The organism is Cysteiniphilum sp., from assembly GCF_057495195.1.
In genome coordinates this window covers 1-21,674 of sequence record NZ_JBXTEF010000107.1, presented here as the reverse complement: position 1 = coordinate 21,674, position 21,674 = coordinate 1, and the positions used below count along the sequence as shown (strand labels likewise).

At 37.6% G+C, this 21,674-nt stretch carries 20 protein-coding genes and 1 pseudogene; 5 read left to right on the top strand and 16 right to left on the bottom strand.

Going from position 1 to position 21,674, the window contains the following annotated elements:
- Nucleotides 1–204 (top strand): annotated as a pseudogene (locus ACY10D_RS09745) (hypothetical protein); the annotation flags it as partial.
- 319 nt (nt 205–523) lie between these two features.
- Here the strand turns inward: ACY10D_RS09745 and purF are convergent.
- Entirely contained in the window at nt 524–2,035 is a 1,512-nt protein-coding gene (gene purF, locus ACY10D_RS09740; RefSeq protein ID WP_487000542.1) for an amidophosphoribosyltransferase, read from the bottom strand.
- 232 nt (nt 2,036–2,267) lie between these two features.
- On the opposite strand from purF, the gene adk reads away from it, so the two are divergent.
- Nucleotides 2,268–2,939 carry an adenylate kinase gene (adk, locus tag ACY10D_RS09735; protein WP_487000539.1) on the top strand — a complete coding sequence of 224 codons (672 nt, stop codon included), beginning with the start codon at nt 2,268–2,270 and terminating at the stop codon, nt 2,937–2,939.
- 212 nt (nt 2,940–3,151) lie between these two features.
- On the opposite strand, the gene mutY is transcribed toward adk, so the two are convergent.
- Nucleotides 3,152–4,162, bottom strand: a complete 1,011-nt coding sequence (mutY, locus tag ACY10D_RS09730; RefSeq protein WP_487000538.1) for an A/G-specific adenine glycosylase — start codon at nt 4,160–4,162, stop codon at nt 3,152–3,154.
- Entirely contained in the window at nt 4,155–4,688 is a 534-nt protein-coding gene (locus ACY10D_RS09725; protein ID WP_487000537.1) for an adenine phosphoribosyltransferase, read from the bottom strand. Before ACY10D_RS09725 ends, mutY begins: the two co-directional genes overlap by 8 nt.
- A gap of 323 nt (nt 4,689–5,011) precedes the next feature.
- Between ACY10D_RS09725 and ACY10D_RS09720 the strand changes: the two genes are divergently transcribed.
- A complete protein-coding gene (locus ACY10D_RS09720) occupies nt 5,012–6,160 on the top strand; it encodes a polyamine ABC transporter substrate-binding protein (RefSeq protein WP_487000541.1) in 1,149 nt (382 codons plus the stop codon).
- Between the two features lie 9 nt (nt 6,161–6,169).
- Here the strand turns inward: ACY10D_RS09720 and glyA are convergent, their stop codons facing one another.
- A complete protein-coding gene (gene glyA, locus ACY10D_RS09715; RefSeq protein ID WP_487000540.1) occupies nt 6,170–7,447 on the bottom strand; it encodes a serine hydroxymethyltransferase in 1,278 nt (425 codons plus the stop codon).
- Between the two features lie 91 nt (nt 7,448–7,538).
- Here glyA and yjgA point away from each other — a divergent pair, with 91 nt between their 5' ends.
- Together yjgA and ACY10D_RS09705 are read left to right on the top strand one after the other, a co-directional pair.
- The gene (gene yjgA / locus ACY10D_RS09710; RefSeq protein ID WP_487000536.1) at nt 7,539–8,060 is read left to right on the top strand and encodes a ribosome biogenesis factor YjgA; all 522 of its coding nucleotides are present in this window, start codon (nt 7,539–7,541) and stop codon (nt 8,058–8,060) included.
- A gap of 3 nt (nt 8,061–8,063) precedes the next feature.
- Nucleotides 8,064–8,552 carry a retropepsin-like aspartic protease family protein gene (locus tag ACY10D_RS09705; RefSeq protein WP_487000535.1) on the top strand — a complete coding sequence of 163 codons (489 nt, stop codon included), beginning with the start codon at nt 8,064–8,066 and terminating at the stop codon, nt 8,550–8,552.
- Here the strand turns inward: ACY10D_RS09705 and metG are convergent.
- The 12 genes from metG to ACY10D_RS09645 form a co-directional block, all read right to left on the bottom strand.
- Nucleotides 8,549–10,582 (bottom strand): methionine--tRNA ligase, encoded by a 2,034-nt coding sequence (gene metG, locus ACY10D_RS09700; protein WP_487000534.1) that lies wholly within the window; start codon nt 10,580–10,582, stop codon nt 8,549–8,551. The genes ACY10D_RS09705 and metG overlap by 4 nt on opposite strands.
- Before the next feature lie 91 nt (nt 10,583–10,673).
- Nucleotides 10,674–11,993 (bottom strand): sensor histidine kinase, encoded by a 1,320-nt coding sequence (locus tag ACY10D_RS09695; protein ID WP_487000533.1) that lies wholly within the window; start codon nt 11,991–11,993, stop codon nt 10,674–10,676.
- Nucleotides 11,944–12,699 (bottom strand): response regulator transcription factor, encoded by a 756-nt coding sequence (locus ACY10D_RS09690; protein ID WP_487000532.1) that lies wholly within the window; start codon nt 12,697–12,699, stop codon nt 11,944–11,946. The genes ACY10D_RS09695 and ACY10D_RS09690 overlap by 50 nt, the downstream gene beginning before the upstream one ends.
- A 24-nt stretch (nt 12,700–12,723) precedes the next feature.
- The gene (locus ACY10D_RS09685; RefSeq protein ID WP_487000531.1) at nt 12,724–13,221 is read right to left on the bottom strand and encodes a hypothetical protein; all 498 of its coding nucleotides are present in this window, start codon (nt 13,219–13,221) and stop codon (nt 12,724–12,726) included.
- 78 nt (nt 13,222–13,299) lie between these two features.
- Nucleotides 13,300–14,097, bottom strand: a complete 798-nt coding sequence (locus ACY10D_RS09680) for a response regulator transcription factor (protein WP_487000530.1) — start codon at nt 14,095–14,097, stop codon at nt 13,300–13,302.
- A 110-nt stretch (nt 14,098–14,207) separates the two neighbouring features.
- The gene (locus ACY10D_RS09675; protein WP_487000529.1) at nt 14,208–14,495 is read right to left on the bottom strand and encodes a hypothetical protein; all 288 of its coding nucleotides are present in this window, start codon (nt 14,493–14,495) and stop codon (nt 14,208–14,210) included.
- Between the two features lie 37 nt (nt 14,496–14,532).
- Nucleotides 14,533–14,691, bottom strand: a complete 159-nt coding sequence (locus tag ACY10D_RS09670; protein WP_487000528.1) for a hypothetical protein — start codon at nt 14,689–14,691, stop codon at nt 14,533–14,535.
- A gap of 442 nt (nt 14,692–15,133) precedes the next feature.
- Complete coding sequence (locus ACY10D_RS09665) at nt 15,134–16,519, bottom strand: hypothetical protein (RefSeq protein ID WP_487000527.1); 1,386 nt, start codon at nt 16,517–16,519, stop codon at nt 15,134–15,136.
- A gap of 11 nt (nt 16,520–16,530) precedes the next feature.
- Nucleotides 16,531–19,272 carry a TcfC E-set like domain-containing protein gene (locus ACY10D_RS09660; protein WP_487000526.1) on the bottom strand — a complete coding sequence of 914 codons (2,742 nt, stop codon included), beginning with the start codon at nt 19,270–19,272 and terminating at the stop codon, nt 16,531–16,533.
- Nucleotides 19,273–19,728: 456 nt separating this feature from the next.
- Entirely contained in the window at nt 19,729–20,160 is a 432-nt protein-coding gene (locus tag ACY10D_RS09655) for a type II toxin-antitoxin system VapC family toxin (RefSeq protein WP_487000525.1), read from the bottom strand.
- Nucleotides 20,160–20,393: an antitoxin gene (locus ACY10D_RS09650; protein ID WP_487000524.1), complete on the bottom strand. Its 234-nt coding sequence runs from the start codon at nt 20,391–20,393 to the stop codon at nt 20,160–20,162. Before ACY10D_RS09650 ends, ACY10D_RS09655 begins: the two co-directional genes overlap by 1 nt.
- 717 nt (nt 20,394–21,110) lie before the next feature.
- Nucleotides 21,111–21,659, bottom strand: coding sequence for a hypothetical protein (locus ACY10D_RS09645; RefSeq protein WP_487000523.1), 549 nt, complete (start codon nt 21,657–21,659; stop codon nt 21,111–21,113).
- Nucleotides 21,660–21,674 lie beyond the last annotated feature (15 nt).

Genomic DNA, 21,674 nt, shown 5'->3' with positions numbered 1-21,674 from the left:
CGACGCATACAGGGATTTTTTAAAGATGTTGAGTTTGATTATGATGCTGTTGCAAAGTGGAGTGTCGAGCAAATGCTTAGCAAAAAAGCGAAGTTCTATCTTGCGCTAGATAGAACCAATTGGCAATTTGGTAGTACAGATTCCATTTCTTATAAAATAATCCGAGTCGGAATTAAAGTCCTTGGTTTAAATGTAACTGCCTAGCGGCTTGTTACTTGAACTGTGAGGGTTTGACATTAAAGACAAAAGACATCAGCAATGATATCAATAATTTTCCAACATTGCATACGATCAACTCATTGCAAGTTATTAATTTTTCTGAATACCTTTTAAAATATAATGTTGCACCCAAATATGATTTTTCCAATTTAGATAAGATTATTGAGCTAAAAATGGCTAAAGAGAAGAAGTACAAATAGGTGCCAACGGTTTTGACCGAAGATCAGTTCAATGAATTCATCTAAGATCACCTTACAAATGAGGTGCGATGACCATCCACATAATAGCTAGGCATAATCTCATGTTATTCTTGATTATGCATATCAACAGCACCTAGTTTTGATGACGTATTTTCTGCTTGTTGTTTGCGATGATTTAACAATGCTTCAAAATAATGCTCATCAATTCCACCGGTAACATACTTACCATCAAACACTGAGGTATCAAAATGCTTCAAGTGCGGAGCCTCTTTACGTACAGCGGAAACTAAATCATCTGTCGTTAGATAAAATAAATGATCCACGCCAATCCACTGACGAATTTCATCAATACTACGATTGTGACCAATAAGCTCATCATGCGTTGGCATATCGATACCATAGACATTAGGGTATTTGACCACAGGTGCCGTTGATACGACTGATACTTTACGCGCACCGGCTTTTCTTGCCATCTCAACAATCAATTTTGATGTATTGCCACGCACAATAGAGTCATCAACCAAAAGCACATGTTTACCTTTAAACTCATGATTAATGGTATTGAGCTTCTTGCGAATAGATTTCTGACGTGCTGCTTGATTAGGCATAATAAACGTGCGCCCAACATAGCGATTTTTGACAAAACCTTCACGATATGGCACATCTAAAACGCGTGACAATGGCAATGCAGCATGCCGCCCTGAGTCAGGCACCGGAATCACTACATCAATATCATGCTCTGGCAATTCAGCTAAAATGTTTTTTCCAGCAATACGCCCCATCTCTAAACGTGCACTGTAAACAGACGCCCCATCAATCACAGAATCAGGGCGCGCTAAATAAACATATTCAAAAATGCAAGGTGATAAACTAGCGTTAGGGGCGCATACTTTGCGCGTAAGATCGCCATCAAGAGAAATAAAGATCGCCTCGCCAGCACCTAAGTCACCAACCACTTCATAACCATCACAGTCTAATGCAACGGTTTCAGACGCAACCATATATTCTTTCTTGCCATCGACTTCCTTTACACCCAATACCAAAGGACGAATACCATGCGGGTCACGAAAGGCAAACAAACCAGCGCCCGCGATCACACCAACAACGGCATAGCCACCAATACAACGTTGATAAAGCTTGGTTAATGCATTAAAAAAGATATCGGTTGAAAAGTTTGTTAATGAAACTTCTGCTTTATGCAATTCTGAGGCTAATACATTAAGCAAAAGCTCCGAATCTGAGCTGGTGTTAATATGACGAAAATCATTCTCTAACAATTCTTTGCGAATTTGCGTGGTATTAATTAAGTTCCCATTATGTGCTAAGGCAATGCCATAAGGTGAATTGACATAAAAAGGTTGTGACTCAAAAACACTATCTGATCCTGCGGTTGGATAGCGTACATGACCAATACCTAAATTGCCTTGCAAGCGCTCCATGTGACGCGTGCGAATCGCTTCAACAACAAGCCCTTTATCTTTGCGTAGCGACATATGATAACCATCACAGGTTAAAATACCTGCGGCATCTTGCCCACGATGCTGCAACATCGTTAATGCATCAAACAATTTCTGATTTGCAGGCTCATGCCCAATAATCCCAACAACACCGCACATAGTTCTCAATCTTCTTGCTGTTTTAAGACCGCGTTATTTTATACTACTGATATATTCATCACAAACCATTTTGCAGTATTTCTTATTTGCAATTTCTCCCTTCGACTTACGCTCAGGGTACGCTAACGATAAACGGACGAAAATTCAAACCTAACCAATTTTTTAAAAGACTTTTAAACCATTTCTTTTTATCATAGAGCCACACTTTATTTTTACTTTTAATGGAAAGCATATGAACATTATTCTTCTAGGTCCACCAGGGGCTGGCAAAGGCACGCAAGCAAAGCGTATTGAAACACAATTCAATATTCCACAGATCTCCACAGGTGATATGCTGCGAGCTGCGATCAAATCAGGCTCTGAAACCGGCATAAAGCTAAAGAAAATATTAGATGCTGGCGAGCTTGTTTCTGATGACTTTATTATGCAAATCGTTAAAGAACGTCTATCGCAAGCTGATTGTAACAATGGTTTTATGCTTGATGGCGTACCACGCACATTAGGGCAAGCCGACGCCTTTAAAAAGCTTGGCATTAATATTGATTTTATTATTGAGATCACTTTAGATGACAATATCATTATTAAACGCATGTCAGGTCGTAGAATTCATGAGGCTTCAGGCCGCACCTATCACATTGACAATAACCCACCAAAAGTGACTGGCAAAGATGATCAAACCGGTGAAGACTTGATTCAACGCGAAGATGACAAAGAAGAAACCGTTAAAAATCGCTTAAATGTCTATCATGCGCAAACTGCACCATTGATTGAATACTACCAGCATTTTGATACAGCAGGCACCAAGCTTAAAAAGCCTACTTATGTTAAAATTGATGGCAATCAAAGTGTTGACACAGTGACCAAAGAGATTTTTCAAGTACTTAATCAACACGTAACTGCCTAACATTACATTTCATCCAATTACGCATTTTTTTCTAATATGTATCTGCATCACTTGTTAGGGCTATGACCACATTCCTGACCACTTTTATTGCGTAAGCGTTGGCTGAGCGTAAGTCGAAGCCTCTATGAAGTGTGATTAGCCACTTCGACTGATGCTCAGGGTACGGTGAGCATACTTTGGTGTATTAGGTGAATATTTAGCCTTAGCCCTTGTTAGCAAATCAGATGCTTTGCCAATGGTGCAGGCAATGCATACTCCTTTATATTATCTTTGCTCACCCAATAAGCATCATCAATCGTTGCTTTCTGAGTTAATTGATATACTTTGATATCATAATAAAGCTCAAAGTGGGTGAATATATGCTTTTGCTCTTCACATAGCATATGACTATATTCACCAATATGTAATGCAGCTTCAGGTAATGCATACAACCCACCCCAAATACCTTTGTTTGGTTTTTTGACCAGGAGCAGCTCATCTTGATATTGATACAGATGAAACACTGCTGATTGAACTGGCTTTACCTTTTTTTCTTTTTTTCGCGGATATTGATCAACACGCTCACTGGCAAAACTCAAACAAATACTTTGCAATGGACAAAGCCCACACTTTGGCTTAGTTCGTGTACAGATTGTCGCCCCCAAATCCATTTGTGCTTGTGTATAATTTTGTGTTTTGTTTGTTGGCATAAGTGTATACGCCAATTGCCATAGTTTCTTCTCAGCACTTGCCACAGATAGTACTTCATCAATAGCAAAAACACGTGCAAATACGCGCTTAACATTGCCATCCATAATCGGTGTTGCTTGCTTAAACGCAATTGATAAGATCGCATGTGCGGTTGATCGACCAATGCCGGGTAATGCTAATAAATCATCAATATTATTAGGCATTACACCATTATACTGTTCATATACAATTTGCGCTGTTTTGTGCAGGTTTCTAGCACGCGCATAATAACCAAGCCCTGCCCAATATTGCATTATCTCATCTTGACTTGCTTGTGCTAGATCACTGATATACGGAAATTTATCAATAAACTTGAGAAAGTATGGAATAACCGTTTTGACTTGTGTTTGTTGCAACATAATCTCAGATAACCACACATGATAAGGGTTAAAATCACCCTGCCACGGTAAATCATGACGCCCATGTTGATTAAACCATGTCAGTAACAATTGATGATATTGTGAAACGTCGAAATGAAGTTTAATCTCAATCATATTGAACTAATGAGTCAATAAAGATATCTTGCGGCATTTTATCACGTCCATTGAGCCCATTAAGCTCAATTACAAATAATGAACCCAAAACATTGGCTCCAGCTTTTCTAACCAACTCAACACAAGCACTTGCCGTACCGCCTGTTGCTAATAAGTCATCCACTAACAATACTTGGTCATTGTTAGAAAAAGCATCTTGATGCACTTCTAATCTATCAGTACCATACTCTAACTCATATTCACAGGCATGTATCGCGCGTGGCAACTTATCAGGCTTGCGAATTGGCACAAAGCCAATTGATAAATGCTTTGCTAACGCCACACCAAAGATAAACCCGCGACTCTCAGGTCCTGCGATAATTGTGGGCTTTAAGCCCTTTTCTTTGATACGCTCAGCCATAAGAGTTGCCGTTTTGGTTAAACCATCGGCATCTGCCAACAATGGTGTGATATCACGAAACAAAATACCTGGCTTTGGAAAATCAGGTACAGCGGTAATTAAAGATTCGATTGTTTTAATACTCATTATTTAAAAAGAATTTTCTCTGACATAGATTGTGTACATGGTAGCACGTTGATGCGAATGTTGTCATTTAACATTTAAAAATCTAGCTTGTTACATTCGCGAATTGAATTGAATTAAATCACTTGCTGACATACCAACCATAATTTGCAAAGGCTCTATTTGTATTTCAGGAAGTCAAAGAGAACTAACACAACAGACAATAAGTTCTATCAAGTGGTGTCACTTAACGCTACAATAGCCCAATATTTTAATTTTATAACTTTGCGGGCTTTGTTATGTTATCGATAACACTTAAAAAGACTTCATATATTGTTACGCTATTTATGGGCTGTTCGGGCTTTCTATCTGCTACTGATTTTCAATGCAGTGAGAAATTATTAAGCTCACCAATTACGCCATTTAAAACCAAGCAAACGCTTAATTTTACAAACTGGGCAGATTATATGTCACCGGATCTTATCCCATGTTTTAGTGACCTTTCTAACGTTCGTGTGCGTCTAAGCTATACCACTGATGATAATATGACACGCGCTAAGGTAATGACTGGCGCCTCTGGATTTGATGTTATTGAGCAAGGTGCGCTTTACCTACCGAGCGAGATCAAATCACACGCACTTATTAAGCTTGATAAAAGCAAACTTCCCAACTGGGCACATCGCAATAAAGCCATTTATGATAAGATTTCTCAAATTAATGATCCAGGGAATAATTATGCGATTGTCTATAGCTATGGGACAACGGGTATTGCCTATAATGTCAAAGAAGTTGCCAAAGTCTTTGGACACGCTGTTGTGCCCAATGGTTGGAAGTATTTATTCGATCCAAAGTATCTTAAAACACTATCTAAATGCGGTGTTTCAATGCTTGATGAACCTGAGCAGGTATTTGGCAATTATTTTTATTATGCAGGCATTGACCCCAATACCACGGATAAAGCCGCTTATGAAAAGGCAGCGTTGTATTTGATTAAAAATGTGCGCCCATATGTTAAGTATTTTGATAGCAACAAGTACCAAAATGATTTCACTGCCGGTAATTTATGTGTTGTTATGGGATACTCGGGTGACGTTGTACGCTCCGTTGAGCGCGCTAAAGAAATCAACCCTGATCAAATCTTAAAATACGTTTTACCCGCAGAAGGAACAAACATCTGGTTTGATATGCTGATGATTCCTAAAGGTGCTAAAAATCTTGATGCTGCTTATGCTTTTTTAAACTTCAATATGGATCCTTATATTGCAGCAATGAATAGCAACTATATTTATCAACCCAATGGCGTTGTTGATAACAGTCAATATTTGAATGAGTTATTCAAAGACCCCAACGTCAATCCAACAGAAGCCATGATTAAGAAAATGTATGTATTAAATATGCATCCACCTGAGTTACAAGCTTTTGTCTCTAAAATGTGGATGTATGTGAAATATGGGATTAGCTTTACCCCGAAGTATTATCATCCTGATAAAAAGTAATAACAATCGCTAAGCCAATTCAGCTGCTTTATCTTCTGAATAAACAGGGAATTTAGCACAAAGTGCAACAACCTTCTGTTTGATTTCCTGCTCTTTTGCTTCATTGCCAAGATCATCGATAATATCACACATCCAATGCGCGATTTGCGCACACTCGTTCTCTGCAAATCCGCGCGTTGTAATCGCAGGTGTACCAATGCGTAAACCACTCGTGACAAAAGGAGAACGTGGATCATTCGGCACTGAGTTTTTATTTACAGTAATATTTGCGCGCCCCAAAGCGGCTTCAACATCTTTACCTGTGATATCTTTGCTGATTAAATCAATCAAAATCAAATGGTTTTCGGTACCTTTTGAGACGACATCAACACCACGCGACATTAACACTTCCGCCATCTTTTTAGCATTCTTAATCACTTGTTGCTGATAAGTTTTAAATTCAGGTTGCAATGCTTCTTTAAAGGCAACGGCTTTGGCAGCGATGACATGCATCAATGGTCCACCTTGTGTGCCTGGAAAAACAATTGATTGGAATTTTTTCTCAAGATCTGGATTTGATTTAGCCAGAATAATTCCACCGCGCGGTCCACGCAATGTCTTATGAGTTGTACTGGTAACCACATCAGCAAAAGGAACAGGATTTGGATAAACGCCTGCGGCAATTAAACCTGCAACATGCGCCATATCAACCATCAAATAAGCACCAACTTCATCAGCGGTTTCTCTAAAGCGCGCCCAATCAACAATGCCTGAAAATGCAGAGAATCCAGCGATAATCATCTTGGGTTTATGCTCTTTTGCTAAACGCGCCACCTCTGCATAATCAATATCACCAGTTTGTGGGTCTAAACCATATTGAATCGCATTGAATAACTTACCTGAGAAACTGACCTTAGCACCATGTGTTAAATGTCCACCATGCGCTAAAGACATACCAAGAACCGTATCTCCTGGTTGAAGCAGCGCAAAATAAACAGCAGCATTTGCTTGTGAACCAGAATGCGGCTGCACATTAGCATAATCCGCACCAAATAGCTCTTTTAAGCGATTAACGGCTAACTCCTCAGCGACATCGACATATTCACAGCCGCCATAATAACGCTTACCAGCATAGCCTTCGGCATATTTATTGGTAAGCTGTGAGCCTTGCGCTTCCATCACTGCGGGACTTGCGTAATTCTCTGAAGCAATCAGCTCAATATGCTCTTGTTGACGCTTATTTTCACTTTCAATGGCTTGAAATAATTCTGGATCAAATTGTGCAACGGTAACGTGGCGATCAAACATCGATGTATCCTCCAAGATAAGGTTATATAACTTAGGAATTTGGTGTATCATTCTACACATCATTATCACAAAATCCTATTGAAAAACGGCAATGACTGAAGAATATTACCAAGATCACAACAGTGATGATTTTACTGAAGAAAAAAGTCGCACACAAATTAAAAAAGAAGCCCATGATATCACCGACTTTGGTAAGAAATTAACTGAACTAAGTGAAGAACGCATCAAAAAAATGCCACTAGATGAGAAAATTATTGATGAAATCATCAAAGCAAAATCCATGCAACGCATCGCGTTGAAACGTCAGTTGCAATACATTGGTAAGCTGATGCGCAATGCCGATCTTAGCGAAGCTTATGCCACTTACGATGGTTATACACAGAAAAATCAGGTTGAGATTGCTAAAATGCATCGTTTAGAGCAATTGCGTGATGCCCTTGTTAATGATAATACAATGAAAGCAGCCCTTGATAAACTGATGAATGATCACCCGCATACTGATACACAGCAATTACGCCAGTTGATTCGCAATCATCACAAAGAAGTATCACAGCAAACCCCCGGCAAATCCTATCGCCAGATTTTTCAACTATTAAAAGAAACATTAGGTTAAGCAATGCAAATGCGCTTTATCTATGCTTTTTGGATTGTCATCTTTATTTTTATCACCTATCTTGCACATTCTTATCTGCAACATGAAGAAAAAGCAAACCTAACACCAACATCACAACAAAACGCGGTTGAAAAGACAGTTGTATTAAATGCTTATAATCATCACTATGTCAGCTTTGGCTTTATTAATGACGTCAAAGTCAAATTTCTAGTCGACACGGGGGCAAGTTCCGTCTCCATTCCAGAGCATATTGCCAAGCAAATTGGATTAAAGAAAGGCTTAGGCTATAGCGTCAGTACTGCTAATGGCAATATCACCGTTTATCAAACATCAATTGATCAATTACGTATTGGTAATATCACATTGCGCAATGTTCGCGCTAGCATTAACCCTCAAACAGATGATGATTTCATTCTTTTAGGTATGAGTGCATTAAAGCAACTTGAGATGATTCAAAAAAACAACACATTGATTTTAAAGCAGAAGATTTAGCTAATACGCATTCCGGGAATTGCCCCTTGATCAGGCTCTAGTAAATATAGTGAATCTCCATCACCGGCACATAATACCATTCCTTCTGATAGTCCAAAACGCATTTTGCGTGGCGCTAAGTTTGCCACCATTACCGTGTATTTACCCACTAAATTCTCTGGATTATAAGCTGCTTTTATGCCTGAGAATACTTGTCTTTGTTCTTCACCTAAATCAAGCTTCAAACGCAATAGTTTATTAGAACCCTCAACATGCTCCGCTTCAATAATTTGTGCGACACGTAAATCCACTTTGAAGAAATCATCAATTTTGATTTCATTTGCAATATTTAAACTATTTTTCACTTCAGCCTCAGGTGCGATCTCTGTTGCTTGCTCTGCTTCTGACTGCATCTTTTTTGTCTCCTCAATAATTAATTCAATCTTTTCTGGCTCAACGCGTGCAATTAATGGTTTAAAGACATCAATCTTATGCCCCAATAACACATTAGGAATCTCCGCCCATTGTAATTGATTGATATTTAGAAAATGCTCGGCTTTTAACACTAACTCTGGCATTACTGGCTTTAAATAACCAATAATGATTTTAAAGAGATTAATCGCCAGACTGCACACTTCATGCACCGTTTGCTCTTGACCTTCCTCCTTAATCAGTTGCCATGGTTTATAAGCATCAACATATTGATTCGCCTGATCAGCAAGCTGCATAATTACACGTAATGCTTGTGCAAAATCACGTTTCTCAAAAAGTGTTGTGATCTCTTCATGTGCCGCATGAAAACGCTCAATTAGTTCTTGATCATGAATATGCTCAGATAACACCCCATCAAAGCGCTTATTGATAAAGCCTGCGCAACGACTGGCAATATTAACAACTTTGCCGACCACATCTGAGTTCACCTTTTGCACGAAGTCTTCTAAGTTCAAATCGATATCATCGATTCTAGGGGTTAATTTACTGGCAAAATAATAGCGCAAATAATCTGCTTTTAAATGATTCAAGTAAGTTCTTGCTGCGATAAACGTGCCACGTGATTTTGACATTTTCTTACCGTTAACTGTCAAAAAACCATTGGCAAAAACCCCCGTAGGTGTTCGATAATCTACGGCATTTAAGATTGCCGGCAAAAAAAGCGCATGGAAATAAATAATATCCTTACCTATAAAGTGATAAAGCTCTGCCTTGCTGTCTTGGCTCCAGTAGGCGTCAAAATCAATGCCTGCGCGATTGCATAAGTCTTTAAAGCTTGCAATATATCCCATTGGCGCATCAAGCCATACATAGAAAAACTTCTTATTATCCGTGCCTGGAATTGGGAAACCAAAGTATGGTGCATCACGTGATATATCCCAATCTTGCAAACCTGACTCAAACCATTCTTTGAGTTTATTCTGCACTTCAGGTTGCAATGCCTTGTTGTGCTTCATCCACTTTTGAATATCTTCGCTTAATTCACTGATCTTAAAGAAGAAATGCTCACTGCTTTTTTGAATCGGTGTTTCACCACTAACCACAGATTTGGGATTAATTAAATCTGTTGGCGAATAGGTTGCACCACAAACCTCACAACTATCACCATATTGATCCTCTGCCTTACACTTGGGACACGTCCCTTTAACAAAACGATCCGGCAAAAACATCTCTGCCTTTGGATCATAAGCTTGCGCAATTTCACGCGTGCTAATCAGATCATTTGCTTTAAGTTTTAAATAAATAGCTTCGACAATTTCCTGATTCAATGGATGATGAGTGGAATGATAGTTGTCAAACTCAACCTCAAAATCAATAAAATCATCGCGATGTGCTTGTGACATTTGCTCAACTAATTTTTCAGGTTTAATCCCTTCTTTTTTCGCTTTAAGCATAATCGGTGTGCCATGCGTGTCACTACCACAAACAAAGTGACACTGATTACCTCGCATTTTTTGAAATCTCACCCAAATATCTGATTGAATATAACCAAGCATATGCCCCAAATGCAAATGACCATTGGCATATGGCAATGCATTAGTAACTAGAATATTTCTCATATTAATTGTATAGAATGCTGAAAGTGCCGATGATTATATACCACTTATTTGGTATTTTACAGACTTGTTGACAGAATGTACTGACTTTAGTTTACCGTCCCCAAAGAATATAAACACCAAAACCACTGGGTGATAAATTCTTTAAGGTGACATCACCACCAGTTTGATGCACCAACTCATAAACAATTGCAAGACCAAGGCCACTGCCTTGCTGTGTGCGTAACATATCCTGATTATCAGCTTGCACTCTTCGACGGAAAAGCTCATTTAAACTCATATCATCCGGCACGCCAGGACCATTATCTTCGATACTTAATATGATATTTGATTTATCCATTTGCAAACATATCGTTACATCCGTTGCAAACTTAAGTGCATTACCGATGACATTATAAAGAATCCTAACAAAGGCATCTTCACTACCATAAATAGATACGTGATACTCCGGAGATTTATATATCACCTCTCCCCCTTGCTCAATGTAGCCTTCGACTACCGTATCTACTAAGGCATCAAAATCAATTTGCACTTTTTGTACTTCCTCAAAGCGTGAGATGCTAACCAATTCATTGATCATTGTTTGCATTTCTTTGGTATCGGCTAGGCACTTATCTTTTAGCTCTTTCTCTATTTGCAGCAACTGCAATCGGTAATTAATACGTGTTAATGGCGTTTTTAAATCGTGTGAAATACTACTAATAATCTGTGTTCTGGTATTAATTAAGTCATCAATACGTTTATGCATCATTTTAAACATTTCATGAGAGCCATCAAAAATACTCATAAGAATTGATTTATTTGGTGTAATCCCAATATCATCAGCAATGGCATAAACCCTTCGCAAATTGCATGACAATCTATAAATAATAAATGCTGAAAACAGTAATGTCAGACACAAAAACAGCATCACAACAATATGTCCTGAAACACTTGCTAACAAATAATTATAATTAGGCTTAACGGCAACATTCAACCATAAGTTTGGTTTTACATATAGTGAAAAGTCACGACCTAGCTCATGTGTATCACTATAGTCTACAAAAGCCGTTTTATTTTTGACATTGATTAATGGTGTATAAAATGGCAATTTAGAAAGATCTAAATCGAGATAAAACTCATCCAAGTTCATATAGCGAAAATGCTCTTCACTCATTGTTTTAGCTAGTTTTGCATCAGGATGTGTACGTCCATATTCAACAATATCCATTAAATTCCACAGCGCTCTGTGGTGTAGCTGCAAGCGAACATCATTACTGATTTGTTTATAGGTGAAAAAAAGCACAAGGCAAATAGCTAGCACGACACTAACAAAAAGCACAAAACTAAAATGCCAAAGCTTAAAGGTGGGCGTTTTCAACTTTCTATGTGTTTTCTGTGTTTTCTGTGTTTTCTGTTTTTTCGACCTCTTCAATTGTGCTAACCTCAGCATTAAAATAATATCCTTTACCATGTTGTGTTTGAATAAACTCCATACCGTCCGAAGCTTGAAGTCTTTTCCGCAGCTTGCTGACTGCTACATCAATACTTCGATCATAATTATCATGAAGCTGCCCATTGTGTAAACTGCTAGCAATAAAGTCCCGCGTTAATACTTCTTTCGGATGCGTTAAAAACAGTATTAAAATATCATATAATTGTTTACTTAATGCAACACTAACGCCTGTAGCAGTTTCTAGTTTCATGCGATTAACATCAAGCAACCAATCTGAAAACTGGTAATAACTCACCGCAAACTGCTTATTGAAATTTTGAGACAACCTTCTTTTTATTATGTTGTTTGCTCTGACAATAATCTCCTCAACATGAACTGGCTTGTCTAAAAAATCATCTGCTCCTAACTCTAACGCATTGACTTTTTCATGCGGGTCTTTTAGTGCGCTAATCATAATAATTGGAATGTTTTTGCTTGCCTTGATTTCCTGACATAACTGGGCACCATTGGTATATGGGAGCATCAGATCTAATATGACTAAATCAAAGCTTTGTGATTTTAGCAAACGATCAAGATTTCGCCCATCTTGTACACTATAAGCATCGATACCTTTCTGGATAAATAAATCACGTAAATTTACGGCAATCTCTTTATCATCTTCTATGATTAATACGCTTTTAAACAACGGGCACCTCCTTGAATTTAATCATCAAGCCTCTTGATGAATTTTTGGGTTATTTACATCATGATCTTTTAAGTGGGTAATAATAAAGTTTCCAGACTCTCCCTCTATGTAGAGGTATATAACCACTGTCTGTTGCTTATCAAACTTATTGATAACCGTAAGGTCTACTTTCAGGATAGATTGTCCATTGCCAGAAATAGTAACACCCGAAATCGAATAATGTAAGATTTTCTTTTCCCAACCAACATTACTCTTTAGTAATTCAAACACATTGGTAGTCAAATGTTTTTGGTAGTAATCAGGTTCTTGAAAAAGCACCTCACTTGTTAAACGAGACATAAAGTTATAAGCAAAATCAAGCATATCTGTATATTTATTTTTAAGCTTTAGTTCATTTTCTATCTTTATGATCTTTTGATGAGCTTGCTGATTTAATGAGTAAAAATACACATCACTTAGCATAATAATGACAAATAAAATAGTTCCTACCAGAAGTGTTAATCGTTTGCTGCTTATCTGCATCTTATTTCCCTGTCAATCAAATTACTATTGCCATAATGCGTGCTTCAACATAGGGCAGTATAGTTCATCATTCATATATTAACGAACTTTTTCAATAACTTCTGCATCAAAAAAGTAGCCCTTGCCTCTAACGGTTCTTATAAATTTATATTGATAGTCAAACAATTTCTTTCGAAGCATGCCAATACGTACATCGATAAATCGATCACTCGGACCGTGATAATCACGCATTTTAATTTTCTGAATAAGATAATCCCGTGAGAGCATTTTTCTAGGCGAGGCAAGAAATATCGCTAACAATTCACCCTCACTTGTTGTTAATTCAACACTTAATCCATAATTGGAAGTTAACTGCATTTTGGTCATATCAAAACATATATTCTCCCCTTCATTAAAGCTAAAGAGATATTGTCGATCCATATTCTCAAGCGCATTGACAGCGACTGGTTCTACGCATCTATTGATAATATTTCTAACACGCGCAAATAATTCACTCATTAAAATATTACTTTGAACGATATCATCAGCACCTGCCTTTAATGCCAGAATACTCAGATCAAAAAACATGTTATCACTCGCGTCAACGCCTAGTTTATTACAAACAAACGATTGCTTAATTTTTTCAATATCTGCAATGATGAGGATTGGAATAGCACTCAACCCTCTGATTTTTCGGCAAATTGAAACACCATCTTCATAAGGCAAAACAATGCCAAGAATCACTGCATCGTATTGTGAAAAATTGATATTGCAAAAGGCAGTGGCTTTATCACGAGCATGCATATGAACGGTCAAATGGCATTGGTGACGCGACTCAAAAAATAGTCTCATTGCATTAACCAAATTAACATCATTATGTAACACTAGAATTTTCATAAATACTACCGCCTTTCAAATAGCCGTGTTTAACTGCATTTTCACACAATGTAAAGGATATAATTCTTATCTTAAGAGTGAACACTCTCAATACATTACACAATCACTTCTTACCATGGCTTACTTAAGATATTATAGTAATTTATTTCTTTTTTCTTAAGCATTTCTTGAAAGATTGTCTTTTTTGAACTCAACTGGTATCTTCTACCCAGTAACTTGATATTATACCTTCTACACCACTTTCGAACCGTTGGTAAAGCGAAGCCAGTCTGCTTAGCAACCTCCTCGTAAGTCAGTTGTTGCGCATAAAAATCACTCATTACTTCAATGGCAGTTTTACCATACATTGCATATAGTTGAACTTCAAAATTATTACCATATTGATTTGCCGCAGGCATAAAAGCTTCCCCCATTTTAACACTAATTATTCAAGCACTAATGCCTTTCACATAGCGCTTTTAATTCATCAATCAAATCATAAACCCATAAATAACTTTTTTGGTTTTCAGTCTCATTAACAAACAACTTTAACCGTAAATTAAAATCATCATTTACAGCAAAAGCATAATCCAATAAAACATGTTGTTCACTCATAATAGCATAGCTCTCTCGATCTTTTGGTTTCCCCATGTATGCAGGTACAACAATAAAAAAATATCTTCTCATCCACAATAAAAACTATAATCAATCAATCTGAAACAGACTTATTTATTGTGTAATTTTTTGTATTTATATGTTTACATCTAACAGATTAGAAGTCACGCATTGCCTTTTGAGTAAAACCAGAAAATATCAGGACTTCGACTTATGCTCAGCTCAGCTTTAGATAACATATAGCTACGCCATAAAATAGTTTGTGAACAGTGAAAATATCATCATGAAAAACTGCCACAGGTTATGGGGTAACCTCATGACAGTCTTTCAACCTCCCCCAGAGCATAGAGCAAAATGGACATAACAAACTAGTGATAACCATTATAAAGCACTTTGCGATGATAATATCAAAGAAGTTTTTTTAATGCTTCTAACTACTAGTCTAAAAATCAGCAGTTGCTGTAATCGTAATTAAACCTTTCCAATGCCCTGAATGTGCAGTTGCTAAATCAGGAGCAATCACATCAACTTTTTCATAGGCATAGCGATAACCATCTTTTTCTGCCTGTGTTGAAATTGGCAAAAACAAGGGCGCTCCGAGTACTAAAGCTTGTGGCGCTAAGCGCATCGCAAATCCTGATTTGGAACTTGGCTGAAGAAATACCTGTAAGGGTACCTGCGTTCTGCCTTTGGCGCCCTTTCGATAACTAGGCGTCTCTCTGGTATCTGTATTATTAAGGGTGCAGTGAGGGCTTCCTTGATAATTGATATGCTGTTGACAGCCTAATGTAAATTTAACACTATCATGTTTAAAGAAGTTTGTTTTAAACGCCAATAGTAACTGTTGGCTATGATTAGAATAATTGGCTTTATTTGATGATTTATCCACTGATAAGTCAGGTTTCAAGGTGATACTATTATTACCGCCAGAGCTATTATTACCTACAATGGTAAGCTGTTCTAACTTCTCAACACTCAGTTGCAAATTACTGATATTAATCGTTGTTGCTGTTTGTGCTGGTAAGACATAAGCCCGCCCATTGACAGTTATATCTTGTCGGTTTATTGCCGGAATTTTTATTACTGAAAGTAGCTTATAATCACCAGAACCCAATTTAAGCGCTTCAGTTGTAGGATATGGCGTTAAGTAGATATATTGCAGTTGTGTTGCCATCTGACCTTTCTTGCTTTGGGTTGTAACTCCACCATTACAGTTAGCCTTTTGAATATATTGACTATGTGCAAAGGTATAAATAGCACAGTCTGATGCTTGTAACACCCCAATATCAGCAATAATTCTGCGTTCACGCCCAACAACTGCCATTTGCAGATGTACTATTTTGCCTGTTTGCACATTTTGAAAGTCAACCTTAAATGGTACAATAAGCGTCTTGATCTTTGATTGCTGCGTAATAATATCACCCACACCACCATATAATTGCTCAATGGGCGCGTTAGTTATTTTTATCCTAGCAGCCAAAGGATATTCTCTGACTAATTCATTACTTGTCTTATCCGTGAGTAATCCTGTCCTATCAGCATTATATTTCACCCTACTGACAACCGTTAAATTCTTCATCATGTTATTAGTACAGTATTTGACTGTCGTACCTGCAATATGTTGGCAGTACTTCGCAGGCACCAGTGATGACATCTTATTGGCTACTGGTTCCAGACCATGCATAGCAGGTTTTGCTGGCGTTAATTTATACATCTGCGCCCCATGCATAGGCTGTACGTTATTTGCTGGCTGCAAACTTGTCATTTGCGTTGCACAGAGCGAGTTAATAGATAATAACACCGCCATAATACTAAAATAATACTTCATACGCTCCTCACTTAAAATTGCCCTGTTTGCGGTTTTGCTTTTACTATCGCACTGACTGCCATATCAGCAGCATTATTTGATACGTTATGCTTACGTTGACATTGAATGACACCAAGCCAACTACCTTGATGAAGTTTAGACAACTGTTTTGATGTCAAACGATATTGGCAGTGATCACCCTCGCTCGTGGTCAGTTCAAGTAACGGTTTTTGTGGATCAATTTGCATATTGAAAAATCCATTACTATCAGTTGTTGTCGAGTCTACTGAGCTATTAATAGCGGTATAAGTTGAAACCTGATCACCTGAGTTTACTTGTCCTATCACTTGCACAACTGAGGTTATCTTTCTCGTCGTTGGATAAACATTCCCAGGGTATAACACAAAATCATCGTCAAAATGCTTCCATACCAACTGTTGTTCAGTATTATCCCCTTGCAATAAATAAGCATGATATGGTTCATACGCCGCCAGTGGAATAAAGTTTCTACCGCTGTGCACAGGATAGAAGCTACCATTGACAATCATATTCATATCAACATCTGTTGTTGAAGGCAAATCAACAAATAGTCCACTATCACCTTGATTTTGGGATGCAGCAATACCATTACTATTGACAACAAAGCTACCTTCTAAGGATCCTGATAAGGATTGTGTTCTATCGTCACCAAATTGCGCTTGTGCATTTAATCCCCCTTGCAACCAAGTTTGATTAAAGTCTACATTTGCATAGGCAGTTGTATTATCGGCAGTAGCCTCAGGGTCATGGCTATAGCTAGCACCAACATTAACGCTAGAAATAAAGTCATCTGTATCTAATGCAGGATTAAATGATACCGTATGTTCAGACGCACGTGTATAAGGATGATACGTTGAATTAAGATCAACACTCGAACCATTGTCAAAGTTATAAGTCAACGTCAAACCAACACTATAATCAAACGCTCTTGTCGCACTATCGGCCTCTTGTGATTGCCATGTTGCATTAACGTTACCAGTGACATAAAAGCCATATTTTTGAAATAACGTAACGGCATAGTTTGCATTATAACTGGTACTATCCTGACGAAAATCGAAACTACCATTTACACTTAAACTACCGAATAATCCAAGTCCCAACGAAACACCCAATCCAACCTGTGATTGGTCAGATGAAAAGGGTGAACGCTCTATACTTTTTGCCGATTGGTTATAATATGCATTAAGAGACAACCAATCACTAAATGCTTTTTGCAGATTAAGGTTTGCGGCATAACCGCCTTGGCTATCATGTCCAGCTGATGCCAAAAGATTTATCTCCCAAGGAAATGCTAGTGTTGCATCAACCTCATAAACACTTAATGCACCGACAAAATAACTCGCCAACTGCCCCATAACATAGCGACTTAAAATACCTTTGATACTCGCCCCCATATATGGCAACGTAAACGTCGTTGCATTATAGTTGCGCGCAATTCCTGCCCATGTTGTAAAAGCAATGCTGTTATCAGGACCCAATCCCGCTGTAGGAAAGGGTTTGTTGACAATTTTGACTTCCGTACGCAGCAGTTGTGAGCCATTATAGATTTCAATCCGAATAGGATAAACACCGGTTGGGAATCCTGTGGTATCGATCTCATGCGATCCAATGCCATAATTTTGAACTGTTAATAGCTGACCATTTCGATATACACGTACCGTCGCTTGTCGATTAAGGAAAATAATAATCGGATTGATGGATGCACTGCCTTGATTTTGAATCCTATTAGTACTTGAATACCACGCTGCACCTAACATCCCATTGCTATATCCATAGCTTAATCCAAGTGCATTTGAACCATATATATTGCCGTAGTTATTATAGCCAACTGCCAACGCCGTGCGTTTGAAATCATGGATTACTTGAATCTGACTTAAACTGGCGTCCGAAGACTCATCGGATACAGAAGCGTAACCTGAGCTTACGATATGTGTTTTACCATAGCCAGTCACATTGCTAAGCGCCAAAGAGGCAGTAGAGTCATTTTGCGCATTACCGAAATTCTGCGCCAAGTTAATATTATATTTAAAAACTGAAGATAAATATTGCTTGTATGGGTCTGGAAGATAGGCAATAGCACCCGAATTTTGATTAACAAACAAATGACGATCTACATAAAAATCCAAACGTAAGCTATCTAAATTTAAGTTTGCTAAAAATACAGGCTTAGCACCAGTACATATATTTTGCGCAATCAAACTTGGATTACAATGAATAATTTTATTAATTAACATTCCACTTTTAAAAAGCTCAGTTAAATATTGCTTAACAACTGGTTTCAGCTGAAGCTTGTGAAATACCTTTTGTAAATCAATGTACAAACGATGATCTGATAATACACGGACATTAAAGTCGCCTAAGTTAGTCCCCGCAAAATGCGCTGAAACACTGAAATCAGATTGCTTAAAATCTGCCATAAACATCTCAGGAACAGCAGACCAGTCAAGTGGTTTTATCAAAGCAGGAAAAGCAAGATCATGTTTTATACCGTTATACTTAGCTGACTTATTTGACGCATTTAACTGCTGATGCAGTTTAGGTGTATTATTAGTTTTCGCCTTATCAGCAACATGGTCAGATGACGCTTGTGGCTTCTCTCCGACTTGAGTTTCCGGCTTAAAAATTGGCTTAAGCAACTTATCTGCCAACTGAGAACTAAAATCCCCACCATAACACATTGACACAATAACACTCGCAACCCCTATTGAAAGCGCCTTTCTACCGCAACATAACATATTGTTCAATCTCCCCATTAGATTGTAATATTCTATTACCCTATTCCCCAACTTAGCAAAATAATCAAACCTTCAATGTAACATTTGCCATCACAAAGCGATAAGCTAGGCATAGAATACTAAAAAACAAGCATCAGGATGTTGCCATAAAGATTACAAGTGTATTTTTTTGTAAACAAGTCAATCTATTAACCCAACACTTAACATTGCTATTATTACTTTACGCATATATTTTCTTATTTTTAAGGGATCAGAACGTTTTTTATTTCAGCGACCCACAAGTCAAGCTATAGGTAATATGATCCCCATTAAAGAAATTACTTGCATATTGAAATTGCTCTGACTTGGACGTAACACGAGCATAACCAATGCATTCACCATGGGATTATTAACGACAAATAGTCAGAGATGCTACAACTACATGCCCCTTTGCTTCATCCCCCATTTTAAGGTAATCTATTTGCTTGAAACACACCAATTTTCTAATTTTAGCTCTTCTATTCGTTTAAAATGAGTATCATTTGAAATAAAAGTCATGTCATTGATGATTGCTTGAGATGCAAGCATGGTATCTATTGCCTGTATTTGTGACCCTTTGGCAATTAACTTTCCCATAAGCTTACCTGATAGTTTGGCAACTTCCGTGCCTGTGTACTCTAGTATATTAAGGGTAGAAACCATATGATCTATCGCACTTTTAACTTTTTCTTTGTATAGCTGATCATTGTCATTAATTCGTTGATACCCTGAGTAAAGTTCGTGTATGGTTAGATTAGAAATAAATATCTTTGTTGGCTGATGTTCAGCTAATCTTATTTTTAAACGCTCGCTGTAAGGTTGTTTTTTATTGATCAAGTAACTAATCACATTGGTATCTAGTAGGTACATTAAAATAGCTCATCATTATTAGGTAAGTCATCTGGTATTTTAAACGCATCATATTTAGGTGCGGGAATATCATTGATACTGCCAAATAAAGCATGCCAACCTTTATCTTTTGGTGTCAAAATAAGTTGATCACCTTTTCTTTCGATAAAAACTTCATCCGCATTCAATCTAAAAGATTTAGGTATTCGGACATTTTGACTTTTATTAATCATAAAAACTTTAGCTGATTCCATTGTAAACACCTGCTCAGTAAGTATATATTTGCAGTATATACCTTTATTTGTCTTTGTCTATCTTTTTGGCGTACGTTCAGAACTCCTCACTAAGTGACAGTCTCAAACCTTTAAAAAACAAAAAAACCGCCAAATAGCGGTTAATAGTGAAATTAAAGATAGTCAATCAATGGAAGTAATAAGAATCAATGACAATCAAAAGTAAGAAAAAGATCAATTGATCAATTTACTCTAGCCCTTTTGATTATAAGAATCAAAATCAACTCCCCCCCCCCCTTTGTTTGATTTATCTTCACCGCTGTTTCACAGCTGATGTGACTTACTTTTAGCATTGCGCCAAAAGTAAGCAAAAACGCTAGCCTCGCAAATTTCTTAACGTCCTTAAAGCAGGTGCTTTACAAACTCGTTACACTCAAGCAGTGTAAAGCCCTTATCTGCTTTAAGAACTAAAATTTGCTATGGCAATATTCCTGCATATCACTATCAACATGATACAGATGGCGAATATTAGCTCTGACCCCGTCAACTATGCGTCACTTGATTGACCCCGTTATCGACGAAAATTAGCCCTGATCCCGTCATGCCTGCAACGAAAATTAGCCCTGACCCCGTCACTCAAAGATTGGATCAGTAAACAACCAGTACCATGATGCATAATATTAACAATGCCAGAATAACTACTAGGGGATTTACCAATAACGAGGTCTACTGACATCATCAAGCAACAAATGACCCTGTTACAGTGAAATCAAGAGCAGCTGTTAGTTTAGTTGCTGCTGGTACGGATTTCAATGCAGAAAAACCAAAGCCCATAGGTACGTAAACTTTTTCTCCTTTTACTAAGCCAGAAGGAACAGATAATGATGGAGTGGTTATATCAAAAGTTTTAAGTGTTCCACTATCAGCAACCGTACGTGTAAAATCGCCATCGTTCAAATTCTTGTATATATCAGCTGTAATTTGTGAGCCCTTTGTAATAGGATTTGAATTTAGTGGTAAAAACATCTGAAACTTATAAATATTTACTATTGGCGTAGTCAATTTTGCCTCCACAGTAAACACTTGTAGCTTACTAATATCGCCCTGGCTTGACGATATTTCAATCGCTGATGGGATCTCTATATTTGACATGCTACTCTCAGCACCTGCATTATCAAGTGTCTTAAAGTTCCAGTAAAAATCACCATCTCCTGCTGTTGTTACTTTATAATGCGAATCAAGGGTTGAATAATAATCAAAAATAAAGTTTACGAGTTGCCAATCCATAATTTATTGTGTTAA

Bases quoted from the DNA above. Each gene is read 5' to 3' on its own strand.
- ACY10D_RS09675 (WP_487000529.1), bottom strand. From the start codon at position 14,495: ATGCCTGCGGCAAATCAATATGGTAATAATTTTGAAGTTCAACTATAT.
- purF (WP_487000542.1), bottom strand. From the start codon at position 2,035: ATGTGCGGTGTTGTTGGGATTATTGGGCATGAGCCTGCAAATCAGAAA.
- metG (WP_487000534.1), bottom strand. From the start codon at position 10,582: ATGAGAAATATTCTAGTTACTAATGCATTGCCATATGCCAATGGTCAT.
- ACY10D_RS09680 (WP_487000530.1), bottom strand. From the start codon at position 14,097: ATGAAAATTCTAGTGTTACATAATGATGTTAATTTGGTTAATGCAATG.
- ACY10D_RS09720 (WP_487000541.1), top strand. From the start codon at position 5,012: ATGGGCTGTTCGGGCTTTCTATCTGCTACTGATTTTCAATGCAGTGAG.
- ACY10D_RS09670 (WP_487000528.1), bottom strand. From the start codon at position 14,691: ATGAGTGAACAACATGTTTTATTGGATTATGCTTTTGCTGTAAATGAT.
- ACY10D_RS09650 (WP_487000524.1), bottom strand. From the start codon at position 20,393: ATGGAATCAGCTAAAGTTTTTATGATTAATAAAAGTCAAAATGTCCGA.
- ACY10D_RS09725 (WP_487000537.1), bottom strand. From the start codon at position 4,688: ATGAGTATTAAAACAATCGAATCTTTAATTACCGCTGTACCTGATTTT.
- glyA (WP_487000540.1), bottom strand. From the start codon at position 7,447: ATGTTTGATCGCCACGTTACCGTTGCACAATTTGATCCAGAATTATTT.
- ACY10D_RS09645 (WP_487000523.1), bottom strand. From the start codon at position 21,659: ATGGATTGGCAACTCGTAAACTTTATTTTTGATTATTATTCAACCCTT.
- yjgA (WP_487000536.1), top strand. From the start codon at position 7,539: ATGACTGAAGAATATTACCAAGATCACAACAGTGATGATTTTACTGAA.
- ACY10D_RS09655 (WP_487000525.1), bottom strand. From the start codon at position 20,160: ATGTACCTACTAGATACCAATGTGATTAGTTACTTGATCAATAAAAAA.
- mutY (WP_487000538.1), bottom strand. From the start codon at position 4,162: ATGATTGAGATTAAACTTCATTTCGACGTTTCACAATATCATCAATTG.
- ACY10D_RS09665 (WP_487000527.1), bottom strand. From the start codon at position 16,519: ATGAAGTATTATTTTAGTATTATGGCGGTGTTATTATCTATTAACTCG.
- ACY10D_RS09685 (WP_487000531.1), bottom strand. From the start codon at position 13,221: ATGCAGATAAGCAGCAAACGATTAACACTTCTGGTAGGAACTATTTTA.
- ACY10D_RS09705 (WP_487000535.1), top strand. From the start codon at position 8,064: ATGCAAATGCGCTTTATCTATGCTTTTTGGATTGTCATCTTTATTTTT.
- adk (WP_487000539.1), top strand. From the start codon at position 2,268: ATGAACATTATTCTTCTAGGTCCACCAGGGGCTGGCAAAGGCACGCAA.
- ACY10D_RS09660 (WP_487000526.1), bottom strand. From the start codon at position 19,272: ATGTTATGTTGCGGTAGAAAGGCGCTTTCAATAGGGGTTGCGAGTGTT.